The 17,652-nt window shown below is 56.9% G+C and carries 11 protein-coding genes; 2 read left to right on the top strand and 9 right to left on the bottom strand.

What is annotated here, in order from left to right; genetic code table 11:
* Nucleotides 1-635: 635 nt before the first annotated feature.
* On the bottom strand, nt 636-1,883 hold the full coding sequence (locus tag QTO31_RS01815) for a glycosyl hydrolase family 18 protein (protein WP_301427923.1): 1,248 nt from the start codon (nt 1,881-1,883) through the stop codon (nt 636-638).
* A gap of 40 nt (nt 1,884-1,923) precedes the next feature.
* A complete protein-coding gene (locus QTO31_RS01810; protein ID WP_301427922.1) occupies nt 1,924-2,319 on the bottom strand; it encodes a metallopeptidase family protein in 396 nt (131 codons plus the stop codon).
* A 360-nt stretch (nt 2,320-2,679) separates the two neighbouring features.
* Between QTO31_RS01810 and QTO31_RS01805 the strand changes: the two genes are divergently transcribed.
* Nucleotides 2,680-4,662: a hypothetical protein gene (locus QTO31_RS01805; RefSeq protein WP_301427921.1), complete on the top strand. Its 1,983-nt coding sequence runs from the start codon at nt 2,680-2,682 to the stop codon at nt 4,660-4,662.
* Nucleotides 4,663-4,730: 68 nt separating this feature from the next.
* Complete coding sequence (locus tag QTO31_RS01800) at nt 4,731-5,435, top strand: hypothetical protein (protein WP_301427920.1); 705 nt, start codon at nt 4,731-4,733, stop codon at nt 5,433-5,435.
* Nucleotides 5,436-5,490: 55 nt separating this feature from the next.
* On the opposite strand, the gene QTO31_RS01795 is transcribed toward QTO31_RS01800, so the two are convergent.
* From QTO31_RS01795 to QTO31_RS01765, 7 genes are all read right to left on the bottom strand, one after another.
* Nucleotides 5,491-6,858 carry an endonuclease domain-containing protein gene (locus tag QTO31_RS01795; protein WP_411278397.1) on the bottom strand — a complete coding sequence of 456 codons (1,368 nt, stop codon included), beginning with the start codon at nt 6,856-6,858 and terminating at the stop codon, nt 5,491-5,493.
* Nucleotides 6,859-7,259: 401 nt separating this feature from the next.
* Entirely contained in the window at nt 7,260-8,273 is a 1,014-nt protein-coding gene (locus QTO31_RS01790) for a hypothetical protein (RefSeq protein WP_301427919.1), read from the bottom strand.
* Between the two features lie 108 nt (nt 8,274-8,381).
* Nucleotides 8,382-10,622 carry a DNA methyltransferase gene (locus QTO31_RS01785; protein WP_301427918.1) on the bottom strand — a complete coding sequence of 747 codons (2,241 nt, stop codon included), beginning with the start codon at nt 10,620-10,622 and terminating at the stop codon, nt 8,382-8,384.
* Between the two features lie 13 nt (nt 10,623-10,635).
* Nucleotides 10,636-13,512: a helicase-related protein gene (locus QTO31_RS01780; protein ID WP_301427917.1), complete on the bottom strand. Its 2,877-nt coding sequence runs from the start codon at nt 13,510-13,512 to the stop codon at nt 10,636-10,638.
* Between the two features lie 17 nt (nt 13,513-13,529).
* Nucleotides 13,530-14,594 (bottom strand): NADH:flavin oxidoreductase/NADH oxidase, encoded by a 1,065-nt coding sequence (locus QTO31_RS01775; protein WP_301427916.1) that lies wholly within the window; start codon nt 14,592-14,594, stop codon nt 13,530-13,532.
* 1,221 nt (nt 14,595-15,815) lie between these two features.
* On the bottom strand, nt 15,816-16,253 hold the full coding sequence (locus QTO31_RS01770) for a hypothetical protein (protein WP_301427915.1): 438 nt from the start codon (nt 16,251-16,253) through the stop codon (nt 15,816-15,818).
* A 181-nt stretch (nt 16,254-16,434) separates the two neighbouring features.
* Entirely contained in the window at nt 16,435-17,535 is a 1,101-nt protein-coding gene (locus QTO31_RS01765) for a site-specific DNA-methyltransferase (protein ID WP_301427914.1), read from the bottom strand.
* Nucleotides 17,536-17,652 lie beyond the last annotated feature (117 nt).

Below are 17,652 nucleotides of genomic sequence, written 5' to 3'. Positions count from 1 at the left end.
CACCGGCTTCGTGAGAGTGGTATCACGTTTTCGGTGCTTGGGCTACAGGATGCCTGACCCGCTCAACTTTCTCTGTGCATAACGTGCATAAGGCGAGTTGAGAAGTCGCCTTGACCTGGATGCAGGTGGCGTATATTGCATTATTGACTCCACTGCAAAACGGTGATCTTTCCACCACAGAGATCACGGAGATCGCAGAGACTAAAGATAATTTTATCTTTCATTGAACATGGGATTGTGAACATTTTTCTTACAATGCGCCCAATGGCCAAAAATTATCCTTGACTTCACTGCAAAAAGGCAATCGTCTCACCACAGAGACCACAGAGATCACAGAGACTAAAGATAGATTTATCTTCTGTCAAAATAGATCGTAAAAAATTTTTCTTATATGCCTTAAAAGGTTGAAAAATTACTCTTTTACTCATAAATCTTGCACGCTCTGCGCGCCCTATGTGCTCCATGATAGGTTTTTGCAGTAGATTCATCCTTTTATTCATAAACCTTACACGCTCTGTGTACTCTGTGTGCTCCGTGGTAAGTTTTTGCAGTGCACTCAATTGCGATGCGCCAAAACGTATTTTTGCTCAGGTGTTCGTTCCATTCTTGAACGATGGATAAGGTGGTCTTGCGCGTCAGTGATCGGGCAACAACGCATTTAAGGCCCGCTGAATCAACGTCGAATCTTGTACCAGATTGGCCCGCACCGTCTGCCAGTATTCGGGCCGTTCGTACCCCAACTGCCAGATAGCGATCCCGGCCAGATCGAGCCGCTGTACAGTTGCAATTTTATCGGCCAAGCCGGTATCGGTCATAAACCAGACTGTCCGGGTGCCGGCGCTGGTTCGATAGGTAAAGGTGCTCTCGCCGACCCGACCGCGAGCGTTGCGCTCGATAAAACTGACCGTTGGCTGATATTCGTTGATGATTTCTTCAATGATGCGCCACGGTCGGGCTGTTGCATTCCCAGTTGGCGGCCAATCGTAGCCGTAGAAATGTACTCCCAGTAAGACTTTCGCCGGATCGACCACCTCGCGGGCGTAGTTTGCCACTGCTTCGATCCAGTAGGCCGGTGCGACCGGACCAGGCCCGGAGCCACGCCAGTGGTAGTCGTAGGTCATGATCCGTAACTGATCGACGTGCGGCCCAATCGCTGCCCAGTCTTGAAAGGCACCCAGGCCACCGTCGTCGCGATCTTTGGCGTGCACGGCCACGGTAAGCAGTTTGTTGTGAGCGTGTAAGGCAGCGGCTAGATCAACAATAAACGCGGTGAAGGCATCACGGAGCGACGGCGCCAGTGACTCGTAATCGATGTCGATCCCATCGTAGTTGCGGGCCAATACCTCATCGACGATATTCTGAATATGCCGTGCGCGCAGTTGCGGATTGCTCAACACAGGCACGACGGCGCCAGGATTATTGACGTTGTGGATGGATGGGATGATCCGCACATTGTTTTTATGGGCGATCTCTACCAGCTCATCGTCGCGCTGACCGTACAGTCGACCACTGGCATCGGTGGTGTACCAGAAGGGACTGATGTCGTCGATAATATCAACGTTAGCAAAGAACGAATCTCGTGCGTCGCCGACGAAGTTCGGCGGGAGCCAGACCGCAATATAACGACCACTCTTTGGATGGTAGCCAATCGTTTCTGGCTCAGGCGGCGCCGCAGTGGGTAGCGGTGTCGGTGGGAGGGGGGTAGGTAAGATCAGCACCGGTGCAGATGTGGCTGTCGGTTCTGGGGCTGTGGTGGGGGTGATGGCGCCGGTCGAGAAGGTGATGAGCGTGCTCGACATCTGCAATGTTTGCCAGAGGAGGAATCCGGCAATTGCCAGTGCACTCAGATAGATTATTCCGGTGATGATGGTGCCAATGCGCACGCGCAACCTCATACTAGCAAAGCGACAGATGTCTACCCCATCAGTAGGCATCCAGTTCGCGGAGCCGTTCGTCGCTGATTCCAAAATGGTGGGCAATCTCGTGGAGCACTGTGCGTCGTATCTGTTCGCGCAGTGCTGATCTGGTACGAAAATCGCGCTCCAGTGGTTCCTGGAAAATGGTGATGATAGCCGGTGGCACAATGTCACCCGATTGCTGTTCGGTGATCGGCACACCCTCGTAGAGACCGTAGATGGTTTGCCAGGGACGTAGACCGAGGGCACGCCGTTGCTCACGGCTTGGCCGTGGTGCTACAACGATCTCAACCGTCTCCAGGTAACGGGCGAAGACGGGTGGGAGGTTGTCAAGGACTTCAGCCACCAGATCGGCAAACGTTGTTCCAGCCATCAGTTTCAGGGCATCGGTACGCTGTTTCATTTCGCTTCATTATAATGGGCGCGGTTCGTGAGCGTCAAGCATTTTGTTCGTCTAGAAACACCGTGCGAGTCCTAACAGTGTGGGGTGTATGATAAAAAAAGGTAACACTACTCCTATTACAGGCAAAAACTGACCGAGCACGGGGAAGAATCGGCAGGTTCGAGCGGGCAATGATGTATTATCGCGACATAGAGCTATGTCGGGACGTGTCAGGAGGTGGTGTCGCGCTGCCAGGCTTGATGCCTAAGACAGGAGTCGAATGTAGCATGATCTCCTGGCGACATGGTCGGCTATGCTGCACTAGAGAAATAAATACCATCTGACGCACAAGAACACTGATAAGGAAAAAGGCTTATAGCGATGCGACTAGCGCTTGCTGTCTTTTTTATGCTTAGTGGTTTCTACCTGCTTACGATGAGCGGACATACATACTCGGCTGATGAAGAAACGATGCTTGCCGTCACTCGTAGCCTGCTCGAACGCGGCGATGTGGCAGTTGTCGTTGAAGATGGTGCACCGGTCGTGGCGTTGCGTCCTGGTCGTGATGGCAACGTCTATTCACCTTACGGCATCCTTCCTTCGCTACTTGCCATACCACTGCATCTGTTGGGCACGATCATCGCACACACCGGCTCGTCTGCCGACTATGCGTCTCGGTTTACAGTAACGATGCTGAATGGATTGCTCACTGCGGCAACATGCGCCATTATAGCGCGCTGGGCACAACAACTTGGTGCAACTATCGGATGGTCACTCATCCTGGCACTTCTTTACGGCCTGACCACCTTCGCCTGGGTTTATGCCCGGACATTCTTTTCCGAGCCGCTCGCCGCTCTCTTGCTCCTTAGCGCGACCTACAATGCCTGGAGTGCATTTCAATCCTCCAGAACCAATTATTGGCGACTGTTTGTGTCAGGATTGCTGTCTGGGTTGCTACTTGTGACGCGCATTGCTGCTGCGGTTGCACTGCCGATCATCGCTCTGTACATTCTCTGGGAATTATCGAACGTTTGGCTGCAATACCGTTTACTGTTGCAAATGTACGGGGTTGCGGTACGACGATGGCACATTCCGCGTAGCGTATTCATTGGAGTATTAAGCTGGATGGTTGGATTGCTTCCCGGTCTGGCCCTGTTCGGATGGTACAACCTGGCCCGCTTTGCAACACCAATAGCCTCTGGATACGAAAGTGAAGCATTTTCGTTCACCACCCCGCTTGGTGAAGGGCTTTTCGGCTTGCTGCTTAGTCCGGGAAAAAGTGTGTTCTTGTATGCACCAGCTCTCTTGCTGGCACTTCCTGGTGGGATTGTCTTCTGGCGGCGCGGCAAGCGAGCATTGGTTCTGATAGTTGTAGGATTGTTCCTCTCGCACCTGTTCCTCTATGCCTGCTGGGCACATTGGCCAGGTGGTGGCGTTTGGGGACCACGCTTCTTATTGCCAGTCGTGGCGCCGGTTATCATTTTGGCGTCCAGTCTTTTCATGCCAACCTCGGCGCAACAGTTGAAGATAGGCCTGTTGATTCTGGTGCTCGTCCTCAGTACTACAGGATTCATCGGTAATCTTGGTGGTGTTCTTCTTAATTTTGATACATATATTGTTTTGACCCCTTTCCATAACAGTACCTACACTATCGCTGACTCGCCACCGGTTGGGCACTGGCGGCTGTTGTTCGACCGGTGGGCGCGTTATCGTGTTCCGCCACCTTTCTGCCAACTGGGTGATGGTATCTATGCCAGTGAGTCTACAGATGGCGCAATATTCCCGCGACGCACCGGACCAAAGGGGGAATTCGCTTGTCTTGTGAACAGCGCCGCGCGCATCACGCTGATCCTTGATGATCAACGTCCGGTCGGAGCACCTGATAGTCAATTGCGTCTCCGCTTGAACGGTTATGATCAAGGCAGATTACCAAGCGGGCAGCGACGTCTTTATCACCTGCGCCTACCATCTGGTTGGAGTCGTTTGGAGGTTGTTGTACAGCCGTGGAATCCACTTGCCATAGGTTTCAGTGATCGTGATGAGCCATTAGGGCCAATCATCGTTGCCTTGTATGGTCAGACCGATGATGATACTCATCTTGCAATTGTAGATACTGCTGTGGCGCCACTACCGGCACGTCCCAATCCTCGTTGGGCATGGTACTATGAACCGGCAAACCAGCATCTGATCGACCACTGGCTCTGGTATCTACCGCGTTCCGAACTGACAACCGAACAGGCGTTACGCATCGGAGGCCTGGTCATTCTTACCGGAACGATCAGCCTTATTGCAGGGATTGGGCTACTCGTGATGATACGGAAACCCCGTGAGCGCGATCACAACCGAACTCATCTTCCCACCTGAAGAATAGACCATGATGGTGAGTTGTCGTTATCTTCTGCCGTTATGCCCATGGAGATTGGTATGTCTACTTGCGAGTTAATGGCTTAGTAGAGCAGCTTGGGTTGGCGTTACTTACCCCGTGTCAGCTTACCGATTTCGACAGGGATGTTATTAACCTGTTACATAGTCGGCCACGTCTGCCGATTTTACCTATTCACGATGCCAGTCTGTTTGGGAGCTTGATGGCGACGATCCTGAGCGTTGCGCTGTTGCGTTCCGATGTCGTCGATCTCTCACCACTCGCGATTGGTTTGCCCGCAGAGATTGCCTGTCAACTCCAGCGCATTCGTACTATCGATCAGATCGCTTATCTATCAACAGCGGCACGGCGCATGCTGGTATTGAAATGCGGTGCAGGGAGCGGTTTGTATTACAGCCAGGGGCGTGGTGTTTTTCGTGTCAATGGTTCGCGGAGTGCGGCGCAGAAGACACTGGCGTTTGTGCAATCACGAATCGCACAGAGAGAACCATGGATTATCCAGCGCTATGTGAATGCGACCTATCCGGTCGATGTCTATGCCCCGTGGTCACCGCACACATTTGAGCGGATCGATGCGCATGCCCGGTTTATGGTTTATGCCACATTCGATCAATCCGGGTCGCCGCAGATGATTGGCGGGCTAGGAAACTTCGGTCGTGATTGGAAGGTCAGCGGGAAATCGGCTCAGGTTGATGAAGGTGGGCATCTTATAGGAACGGCATTTAACGATATGCGGTTCTATCAGCATTCGTGAATGGGCGCGGCAGCGCCGCGCCCCCACCGTGTGGGTATGATACCTTTCACCGCACTTATGATAACCGCTCCCACGCCTCCAGTACCAGCCGCCGGGTGCGGTATTCGCCGTATTGACGTATCTCCTTCTCTTTCAGCACGCGAAAGGTTTCGCCGGGGAAGGTGCTAGCGGCAACACGGGCAGCATACCCCGCTGGGTCAAGCGGGTCGTGTACCTCTTCCCACGGATCGAGGATGTCGGCCAGTTCGCGCTCGGTCAGGTCGGCGGGGTCGAGGATGTAGCGCAGTTGTTTGCGGGTGAGGCCGTAGAGCCGGGCGTAGTACGCATCCAGTTCAGCGCGGAGCACGGCGCGGCGGGTTTCGTCCCAGGGGAAGGGGGGGAAGGGGATGCCCTTCTGCGGGTTGGTTTCGATCTCCGGGTAAGCGCTGATCCAGGATGGCAGGCGCCATTCATGCCTGCCGACAGCAATACGGTTTGCATCCCACGCAGCATGGATGGCTGCCCGCAGCCCGTCATCAGCTTCGTTCCACACATCGTCGGCGAAGGGCTTGAGATCCCAGGCAGTATAGGTCAGTTCCAGTGCGCACGGCACAATGAAGGCGAGATCGGCGGGGGTGTAGGCAGTGGGGGGAAAAATAGGGAGTTGGCGGAGGATGAAGAAAGTAAGATGCGTCCCACCAATTTTCTGGCGCAATGCCCAATCAAAAATCAGGACATTTAGATTGGCTAGAAAACACGAGAGATGAATAGCCGAAATCTCACCCGTAAGGACTATGGGCATCGTATGTCCTACCCCAACTCTGGGCAGCAGGCTGAAGATGGCAGTGCGCTCGTTAGTGGCGTTAGTAACATCGCGGAATCCCACCAACCACCCACGCTGCCAGTCGCCCAGGCGCTTCGTTACTTCTTCAGCGGGCACCCAGTACCAGGGCTGGACAACAAAGTGCGGGTCGGCGTGCTGGCGCTCATTGGGGGTGGGCAGTTGGGTGCTGGAGCGGTCGCGCACGCCCTCATAGGTGCCGTAGCGGTGGTCGTAGTGCCAGATCATCTTGGCTTCGTAGAGGGGGAGGTAGAGGCCCTCACCCCCTTTCTCCCCCTCTCCCCAAGCTTGGGGAGAGGGGGACGGGGGGTGAGGGGATGGATGCTCGTAGGAATGGGCAGTGACATAGGCAGCAATCTCTTGGAGGACTTGTTCTGTGTGGTTGAATATCTGCTCATTGGTAAAGCGCAGCATGGCAAAGCCATGTTCGCGCAGGATTTCCTCCCGCAAACGGTCGCGTTCCTGCTGAGTGGGTTCGCGGTGCACGGCGCCATCTATCTCAATGATCAGGCGGGCATCGTCACAGAAGAAGTCGGCGATGAATTGTCCAATCGGATGTTGACGTCGGAATTTTCGGCCTAGCAGCCGACAGTCACGCAACAATTCCCAGAGCAGGCTTTCGGCGGTCGTCGCCTCGCGACGCAACTGCCGCGCCCTGGCAATCAGTTCCCGGCTGGCCCTGGGTAACTTGTACTCCCCCTCTCCCGCAGCGCGAGAAGAGAGGTCGGGGGCTGCGATCCTTCCCCCTCTCCCGCAGCGTGGGAGAGGGGGCTAGGGGGTGAGGGTTCTCCCCCTCTCCCGCAGCGTGGGAGAGGGGGCTAGGGGGTGAGGGTTCTCCCCCCCCACAGCGTGGGAGAGGGGGTTAGGGGGTGAGGGGTTCTCCCCCTCTCCCACAGCGTGGGAGAGGGGGTTAGGGGGTGAGGGTTCTCCCCCTCGCCCACAGCGTGGGAGAGGTGGTTAGGGGGTGAGGGTTCTCCCCCTCTCCCGCAGCGTGGGAGAGGGGGCTAGGGGGTGAGGGTTCTCCCCCTCCCCGCAGCGTGGGAGAGGGGGCTAGGGGGAGGGCCATCCCCCTCGCCCACAGCGTGGGAGAGGTGGTTAGGGGGTGAGGGTTCTCCCCCCTCTCCCGCAGCGTGGGAGAGGGGGCTAGGGGGTGAGGGTTCTCCCCCCTCTCCCGCAGCGCGGGAGAGGGGGTTAGGGGGTGAGGGCACAAACACATTCCCCACCAGCCGGTAACCTTGCTTTTCCAGCTCTGCGCGGGTGCGGAAGAGGTGCGAGTCGTTGGACATGTCCAGCATTCGCAGGAAGCGCACGCCCCAGGGGTTGCCCTCACCCCCCCGGCCCCCCTCTCCCAAGGCTTTGGGAGAGGGGGGAGAGTTTTCATTGACCAGCACCGGCACGCGCTGGTAGATAGCCTTCGTCAGGTCGGCGTCCTGGCGGGTACGGAAGACCGGCAGGGTGCGGGTGTTGGGGTTGATGCGGGCGATGTCCTCGGCAGTCAGGCTGAACACTCGGCGTGAGTCGTGCAGGTGTTCGGTGCGGGTCGCGAAGAAGGCGAAAGCAGGGGCACTCGCTGATACGTTTCTGCCGGTGAGGGTGAGCAGGCAGAATTTCATGCGACTATCCACCGCCGGGAAGAGTTTGTCGCGGTTTTCAAAATCAAACAGACTGGCCAGTTGCCCCTTTTCCACCAGGTCGGCGAAGAAGAACTGGTTGGTTGCGTCGGTGGCGATGCCGGTCGGGACGATGATGCCGGCCCGTCCGCGAGGGTTGAGCAGGGCACGGACGCGCTCGGCGAACACGGAGTAGGTGTTGATGTCGCCGCGGCCGGTGAGGGGATATTGACCACTGCCCCGTAAAAAGCGGCTGGTGCTTTCGGCGCCGTGCAGGGCACGCTGGTAGTCGTGCCAGAGGGCGGGGTTGGTCTTGGGTAGGTCGGCGATCAGCCGTTTACGGGCGGCGGCATTCGGAGCCCGAGCAATGGCGGTATCGCGGCTGGCAAAGAACTCTTCTTCCTGCAACTTGATGCGTTCCCAGGGTGGATTGCCGAGGATGACATCGAAGCCGCCCTCACCCCCCAGCCCCCCTCTCCCAAGGCTTTGGGAGAGGGGGGAGTCGATTCCCCTCCCCTACGATGGGGAGAGGGGGGAGTCGATTCCCCTCCGCTGCGATGGGGGGGAGGGGTGAAACACCTCCGGGAACTCCAGCGGCCAGTGGAAAAACCGGTTCTCGACGGCGAGGGCTTGAGCAGCGGCAAGGGCTTGGGGATGCGCCAGCTCAGCGAGGTGATCGGTCACAACATCTGTAGTGATCGCGGCATGAGATTTGAGCAGTTCGGGCGTAAAGCGCTGAAAGAACGCGGCAGTCCAGAGGTCGCATGCTTCGATAAGGCGGAGCCGCTTGGGGTCAGCCAACAAGCGTTCGTAGCGGTTCTTTTTCTCGCGCACAGCCGCAGGGGAGTCGTCGGCAATCGCTTCGATATCGTGGTGCTTGCTGCCCAGGGCCGCTACCACTTGCGCAGGCGCGAATGGGAGCCGCATTTGCCCACTCGCGAGACTGCGGCACTCGCTGCGATTCCGCTTTTTTAGACTATTGGCGATCTCTTTATCGTCTGTGCTCAATGGAGCGAAGGTGTCATCTGGGATGCCAGTTTTGAGCACATCGAGGTTGAGGACGCCGACCAGCGAGTCTCCGCATTTGATGCGGTGGTCGAGGAAGGTGAGCGGTTTTTCGCTATCGTGCGACTCGATCCACAGGGCAACGCGGGCTAGCTCCACTGCCAGCGGGTTCTTGTCAACGCCGTAGATGCAGTGGGCGATCACCTCGCGCACGCTTTGGCGTACCGCATCGGGGGATGGTTCATCTTCCTGGAACCGCAGACGGGCCAGTTCGCGGCCAAGGTAACGGGCAGCGGCCAGCAGAAAATGCCCGGAGCCGCACGCCGGGTCGAGCACCTTGAGGTTCAGGAGGGCAGCGATTTTGGCTTCCTGGGTACGCGCAGCTTGGAGCCGTTCCGCTAAGACTGGCTTGAGGGTACTCGTGACCAGTTCTTGCACCAGTTGCGGCGGTGTGTAGTACGAGCCGGTGGTCTTACGTTCCGAGCCAAGCGATAACGTAAATGTTCCACCCGTAATGACCGGGTGATAGTCGAGTAGGCTCTCGTAGACTGACCCTAGCTCTTCGGTATCCAGTGCGGCGTAGTTGACCCGGCGGGGCTGTTCGCGTTCGGTTGGTCGGTACCAGGCCAGCCGCCAGATTGCGCTCAACAGGTCGCGATTGCGCAACCGACAATGATCGAGCGGCAGTTCGGTAAAGAGGTCGCCGTTGAGTGGCGCTACCCCTAGCTTCTCTGCTAGTTTCTCGTCGCGCAGCACGTACCAGAGCGCACGAACACTGTGCCAGAGGTCAACATCGTCGGTGTAGGCGTTTCGTTCGCTGCTCAGCCGTACCAGCCGCGAGATGCTGTAATGATCGCGGTAGAGGTCGGTTTCGCCGAACAGTCCTCGCTGTTCGGCGACGAGCAAAAAGAGGATACGGTAGACCAGGCGCAGCAGATCGCGGTAGAACTGAAAGGCGTCTGGCGGTTGATAGCCGGTGGCGAGGAAGCCATCGGCGAGGGTGCTAATCGCCTGCTCAACCCCTTCGCGCAAGCGTTCGCGGACGCGCCCACCCTGTTCGAGTGCGGTGCGGTAATACTGTTCGAGCAGGCAGCGTTCGGCGTCGGCATGGCCCTGCGGGAGCCGCGAGCGATGCAGCAGGCGATAGGCGCGAAAGAAATCGTCGAAGCGATTATCGGTGAAGATGGACGCCAGGTCGATTTCGAGGTACGACTGACGGCTGATGAGCGAAGAGGTGCGCAGCAGGCGTACCAGTGAACCATTGGCGACAATGCCCCACAGGGCATCGCTCTGGTTGAGGTACTGTTGCACGAGTACATGCGGTGACCAGCGTGGGCGGGTGGTCGGATCAACGCTCCCCAGTGGTTGAGTGACCGCGACAAGGTGTACCGGGGGAGCATCAGGAAGTGACCCGGCGCGGTGCGAAATCGGGAAGACAAGCTGTCCGATCTGAAAGGGTTCAGGGTTCGGCTGAAGGTCATAGCCGAGCAGACTGAAAAACGGTATATGCCACTGATTGCGGGTCACGCGAGTAATCTGCGCTGGTGACGACTGATCGCCAAGTCGTTGGAGCCGTTGCTGAAACATATCCCAGAGCGCACGGGCTTCGCTAAACACAGCAGCAACCTCATCGGACAGTGATCCAGAGAGACCGAAATCAGCGGCCCGCTGACCGGGTAAGTCGTTCCGGTCGAGTTGTTCGAGTAAGTCGGAGGAAAATAGTCCACCTTCAATGCGGATCGATGGTGTCATAGACGTTGAGAAATCATCCTGGCCGTCGTGGCATCGGCTGCAAGATCAGAATCCCCAGTAGATCGGGTGGAAAAATTGGTTTGACCTGTAATCCCTGGACATATTCCTGAATGGCCTGGCGCAGATCGCGGTACGAACGTCTGAGATCATCGGCCCGTTGTTGAGTCTGGTGGTGTAACGTTGCCCACAGTGGATGGTCTTGATGCGCCTCACCGAATTCGGCTAGTACCATCTCGGCCAGCTCGCGTTTTTCGTCAGCCGATAGATTCGCGTCGGGTTGGGCTGTCGTCAGCAGGTGACGAGCTTCAGCCTCAGTGAGCCAGCGGCGTTCGTTGCCAGCCTCAAACACAAATCCACTGATCAGTGCCTCTTCGGCGAGGAGTGGATGCTGACGCGCCGGCAGATTGACCAGATAGCGTGCCCGCAACAAGATCAAGACCGTCAGCCGGGCCACAGTGTTGGTGCGAATGACACCGAGGCGGGCAACCGGCGCCGGTGCACTGCTGATGCGACCGGTGCGAACGAGAGCGACTTCAAACAGATAGCTGCTCAACGTGCTGACCAACCGGTGATTGCGCCCCACGTACTCAGCACCGGCTGGCGTCGGGGAAACAAAACTGATCGGCCAGGGCTGTGGTCGGTCTGCGATTACGCTTCGGATAACGTCTGGGGTGGTGGATGCGGCTTCGACGAGCAGCACATCGGCCTGGCGCGGATGTTGACGGATCGCGATACCGAGACGTTTAGCAGCCGTGAGGACAAACGAACACACCTCTGCCGGATCGCCGAGCACGCGGTCGGTTGTTTCCAGAATGGGTTGTACGTCGGCCAGCTTGAGCGCATGTTGGGCAAAGCGCGTCCGGGTTATACGTTCTCGCGTCATCGCTTCTTCCCAACGCCGATGCAGCTCTTGCGTGGCCGGCGCCTCTAGCTCTAGCGTCAATTGCTGAGCGTGGGTTCCCCGGCGCAAGAAAAGCGCCTGCGTGAGGGCTTCAACCACACTTTCGGAAGGCACCGGCACATGGGTGCCGAGTGCGCGGCGAATTTCGCGGGCTTTGCGCAACAAGACATCAATGACCACACCATCAACTTCGTTGTTAAGCCCGTAGTAGCGGATGGTCACCACTTTGGGCGCGATCTGACCATAGCGATCAATGCGGCCTTCGCGTTGTTCGAGACGATTCGGATTCCAGGGCAGATCATAGTGAATGGCGGCATTGTAGCGTTCGTGAAGGTTGATCCCCTCGGAGATGCAATCGGTGGCAACCAGGACGCGCTTCTGATCGTTCGGCACATCGGCAATCACTCGCCGACGCTCCTCTTCACCCATCCGCCCGGTCACCAGCGTTATATGCACAGCGGGGAGCTGTTTGCGCAGCGCCTGAGCCACATACTCTGCGGTCGCCACATAGCGACACCAGATAATCGGCGCATAGCCATCGTTGAGCAGACGACGGGTAAGTGCGATCACGCCGGTCAATTTGGCATCTTGCCCCTGGCGAGCGATCTGCTCGGCACGTGCGGCAAACAGTGACAGACGGCGTTGTTCACGTTCATTAAACAGCGTTTCAGCCTGTTCAAGCACCGCAGTTGGTGGCTCGTCATCGGTCTCGGTCTCATCGGATTCAAACACCAATCCCTGCCAGAAGGCATCATCGACTGCGGCATCGTCATCAGCGTGTAGTCGGGCCGCCCGATTACGTAAGGCAGCGACTGCCGCCGCCGGACTAGACATCACACAGCGTAACAGCGAAAGCGCTGCCCAGTAACGCACCCGCCGCTGGGACTCGCGCAATGTCGTACCACTGCTGACCAGCTCAGTGCAGAAGTTATACACATCGTTGAAGAATTCGTGATAGGTGGGGGTAAGCAGATACGACTCATCGCGTAACACCCGTTGAGGAAAACAGGGCAGGCCATCGGCCCAGCCGTGTTCGATGTCGGCGCGGGTACGCTGAACAAAATGCCGGGCCAGACGGAGCCGCTGTTTTTCGTTCAGATTGCTCACATCCCAATCGGCAAATTCCGGATCGAGCAATCCAATCAGTGAACGGAACGTCGCCGGTGCGCCACTATGCGGCGTTGCCGTCAGCAGAATCAGATGACGGTTACGTTCAGCAGCAATCTCGCGCACCAACTCATAGCGCAACTGCCGTCCCGTTTCGGCGGCCGGTACCGCACTATGGGCTTCATCAACAATCACCAGGTCAGGACAAAATTGCAGGAAACGGTAACGATTCCGATCCAGCTTGAGCCAATCGATGCTAATCACCTGCACCGGGAAATGCTGGTAGATGTCGCGCCCGCGAGGTGTTTGCCGTTCGAGCTGCGTAATTGTTCCGGGGCGTAGCACAACTGCATCGAGCTGAAACTTCTGCTGCAATTCGTGTTGCCACTGCTCGCAGAGGTACGGCGGACAGAGCACGGCCAGCCGGCGAATCTCACCCCGATCCCACAGTTCACGGGCAATCAGCAGGGCTTCAATCGTCTTCCCCACGCCAACATCATCGGCGATCAGCAGTCGTACCGGTTGCAGGCGTAGCGCCATCAGCAGTGGCACAAACTGATACAATCGAGGCCGGATCGAGATCCGCCCCGGCGAACGCAACGGCGTGGCGCCATCGCGCAGCGCCATGCGGGCCGCTTGCCAGAGCAACATCGTCGCCTGCGCGTCCTGGATGTCGTCTAAGGTGGGCAGTGGGAAATGCGCATCACTCACCGCCTCGGTCGGCAGGTCGTACCTCAGGACCTCACTCAACTGCCGCGAGATCGCCACCACCTCATCACTTCGTCCGGTCAACGGGCGCAGCAACAGGCGATCGTCGTCAGTACTCGGCAAGAGCACCCAATCGCGTTCCCGACAGCGTACAATCGAACCAGGTGTGGGCATAGACCTCTCCTCGAAACTTACCAAGCCCGCAGATACTGTGGTGGCGGCGCCAGTTCATAACCGAGAGCGCGGGCGGCACGGAGCGGCCAGTTTGGATCGCGCAACAGCTCGCGCCCCAACAAGACCAGATCGGCATCACCGTTACGCACAATCGCATCGGCGTGTTCGGGCCGGGTAATCATCCCAACCGCTGCGGTCGCAATGTGGGCTTCACGGCGCACCTGTGCGGCAAACGGTACCTGATAGCCCTCGCCGACCGGGATAGTAATACCGGGAGCAATTCCTCCTGAACTACAGTCGATCAGATCAACCCCCTCGGCCCGCAGCATACGGGCTACTTCCACCGTATCGGCAATCGTCAAACCGGCTGGTGTCCAATCGGTGCAAGACAGCCGCACGGCGAGCGGCAAGTGAGCTGGCCACGCTGCCCGTACTGCGGCAGTTACTTCGCGTAGTAGGCGTGCACGGCCATGCAGATCACCGCCATAGGCATCACTGCGCGTATTTCCGATAGGTGAGAGGAAGTTGTGGAGCAGATAACCATGAGCGGCGTGAATCTCGACCCAACGAAAACCGGCAGCCAATGCCCGGCGGGTAGCGGCGGCGAAATCATCAACCACTTTCGCGATTCCTCGCGCATCAAGCGGGTTCGGCGTTGGATAGCCAGGAGCAAACGGCTCGGCGGTTGGCCCCACCACCGACCAGCCACCAGCTTCGGGGGGCACCAGCTTACTCCCTTCCCACGGTCGGCCCATACTTGCCTTTCGGCCGGCGTGTGCCAACTGAATCCCGGCCACTGCCCCAAGGCTCTCGATCAGACGTACCAGGCGAGCAAGCGCCGGAATATGATCATCACTCCAGATACCGAGGTCGAAGGGCGAAATCCGGCCTTCAGGCGACACCGCGGTGGCTTCTAGAATGACCAGACCGACGCCACCGGCAGCGCGCGCACCCAGGTGCATCACGTGCCAATCACCTGGGAAGCCATCGTTGGCGCTGTACTGGCACATCGGCGACATACCGATGCGATTCCGCAAGGTGACATCACCGATGGTTAGTGGTGTAAACAGATGAGGTTGCATAGAGCTGATTCCAATTCCACAAGCGACTGTTCCGCTGTCAGTATACCGTTATTCGGGCTGTACGGGCAAGTTGGGAGAAAAGAGGGGAGAGGAGGGAGCAATGAGGAGAAGAGAGCACGCAACACGGAGAGATGGGGCGCAACACGGGGAGAGACGGGCGGTGCGGGGGAAAGGTATGCGTCAGTAGAGGCGGGTTTCCAACTTACGTCATCACTCGCCTCGCTTACTGACCGCCTGATAACATGAAAGGGGGCATGCGTCAGTAGGGGCGGGTTTCCAACCCGCTCGCGCTGGTGTGCTGATGCGCTAACCGATGGTCTATCACCACGCCCCGCACACTGCGGGCCGGAGGCCCGCGCACCCAGTGAAACTATTGGAGGGGCGGGTTTCAAACCCGCTCGTACTGACGTATTTCAGCGCCGGGCGCGGGTGCTACTTCAAGCAGCTAGAGGATGAAGCCTCAACCTCCTTCCTCGCCCCTGGTGGGAGAGGCAAGGGCTTGACAGCGATGAGAAGGCCGCAACGCAGCTCGATAACCACCCCCTTCCTCGCCCCTAGTGGGAGAGGAAGGGGGTCGGGGGGAAGGTGAGGGGTGCTAGGCGTCAGTAGATGCGGGTTCCCACCCCGCTCGCGCTGGTGTGCTGATGCGCTAACCGATGGTCTATCACCACGCCCCGCACACTGCGGGCCGGAGGCCCGCGCACCCAGGGAAACCATTGGAGGGGCGGGTTTCAAACCCGCTCGTACTGACGTATTTCAGCGCCGGGCGCGGGTGCTACTTCAAGCAGCTAGAGGGTGAAGCCTCAACCCCCTTCCTCGCCTCTATTGGGAGAGGAAGGGGGTCGGGGGGAAGGTGAGGGGTGCTAGGCGTCAGTAGATGCGGGTTCCAAATCCGCCCGCGCTAGCGTAGCTCAGCAGCGTAGCCCATCTCTGAATCGTCTGGTCATCGAATGCAATCCGAAGCCGAGAACTCCGAAAAGCCCTACTGACCGTACACACAACATCGGTGGAGAAGCAAGCCGTACACCTTGCGCGGATAGCACGAGTCTCTTCCCGTGTGATGAACCATTGCAGGTGAAAGCACAGGAAACGTTCTTGTGAGCGGCAGGTATGTGGCCTGCAGAACGAAGCTGCCTGGCGCGGGGTTCAACGTATGTCAGAAAATAAGTATGTCAATACCTCCGAATGCCGTCGTGTTTGACGCAAATAATGTCAATACGATCAGGCTCCCAATCCCAATAATCGCAATCGATAACACAGATCTACGGCCAGGATCGGTGATGCTTCGACCCGATCTGCATCAGCAATTGCGCCGCGCAGGTAGTGCCTTCGATCGCTTGGCGTGCGCTCAACTGCCTCCAAAAGAACCTCCCTGCCGAGATGTCTCGCGCCTTCGACGATCGTCTGCTTAGATCGGGAATAACCTGGCTGTGGCGACAAATGAAGGATATCTTCGTAAATCCTCTGCCCGAACCTGTTGGTGAATACGCGCTCCTGTTTCAGATGGAGCCGGAAACCAATAACCTCGCTGGCAAGGCGCTCGACGATCTGGCTGTTGTAAAAGGCCGTCTTGTGGACTTTTGACTCTCGTCCGAGGATCAAGAGTATGGGGGCGCTTTCTGTGCAGACGCGGCGAATCTCGGCTAATGCGAGAGCCATATCGATGCAATACTGAACTACCGTTAGAAACCGGTTCTGGCGGAACTTGCGGTTAGAGCCGATTTCAGAGCGAGCGATGCAGCACTACTGTACGCTGTAGCGCCTGACAGCCGCGTTTTGGCGGGCAGGTCATACGCAACTTTACAGATCCGCTGAATGCGGGGCGGGGGCATGCATCTGATCACTCGTCGTATAAACCCATGTCCATGCGAAATTGTTCGCGGAGATCGCCAAGGCTAATGAAATGACCGTTCACCTGGACAAACCAATGCTCCCAGCCGTTACAGGGCGCATTATTCGTATAATAACTGCCTGCTTGATGAATACTACCCTCGAAGCCATCGCCTGTGCGAAGTCTTGCATCAGGTTTGATAAAGGCAACTTTGTTCGTGTCTTTCCTGAAAAATAATTTCTGACCAGGCTGTACATACCCGTGTTCAACGAGCGTGGAGAACTCAACTCTCGGTGCAGTCTTCGCTTTACTTCGCACGTCAAACACAACGGGGTTGAATACCTCAGGTTGAACGGCGTCTATGCGTTTTCTGGCAATTTCGATGTATTTCTTTTCTCTTTCTACACCGATCCAGTTTCGATGCAGTCGTTTTGCTACGACTCCCGTTGTTCCACTGCCAAAAAATGGATCGAGGACGACATCGCCAGGATTACTGGAAGATAGGATGACACGGTACAGTAGTACTTCAGGTTTCTGTGTCGAGTGGGCTTTCTCGCCATGATCATCTTTTACTCGTTCTGATCCTGTTGCCAGCGATAGAAGCCACCAGTCGGAACGCATTTGTTTGTCATCATTCAGGCCCTTCATCGCCTGGTGATTGAAGGTGTATGTTGCACCCTTTCCAGTACTTGCCCAGATCAGGGTTTCATGGGCATTGGTAAAACGCACGCCGCGAAAATTGGGCATTGGATTTGTTTTTATCCAAATGACATCATTGAGAATCCAAAACCCTAAATCTTGCATAATTGCTCCTACGCGAAAGATATTGTGGTAGGTACCAATAACCCAGATGGTGCCGGTTGGTTTCAGAACTCGTTTGCAAGCAGTGAGCCATCGTCTGGTAAATTCATCATACGCTTGTAGAGACTCGAACTTGTCCCACTGGTCGTCTACTGCGTCCACTTTTGTCATATTTGGGCGATGCAATTCGTTTTGTAACTGTAAATTATAAGGTGGATCGGCAAAGATCAAGTCAATAGACTTCTCTGGGAACGTGGAAAGCGTTTCGATGCAGTCGCCTTCGATGATTTGATTCAAGGGTAGTGTCATGGTTGATCACTTCCAAACCTGCGTTATTGAGTCATGTTGTTATGCACAGCTTGATGATCAGGTCATCTCAGATTACCTGATCATTGGTTTGAACTTCTGCGATGGTGGATGAGGCTC

Source organism: Chloroflexus sp. MS-CIW-1, assembly GCF_030444705.1.
GTDB lineage: Bacteria > Chloroflexota > Chloroflexia > Chloroflexales > Chloroflexaceae > Chloroflexus.
The sequence above is the reverse complement of the archived record's forward strand: the minus strand, read 5'-3'. Positions and strand labels throughout refer to the sequence as shown.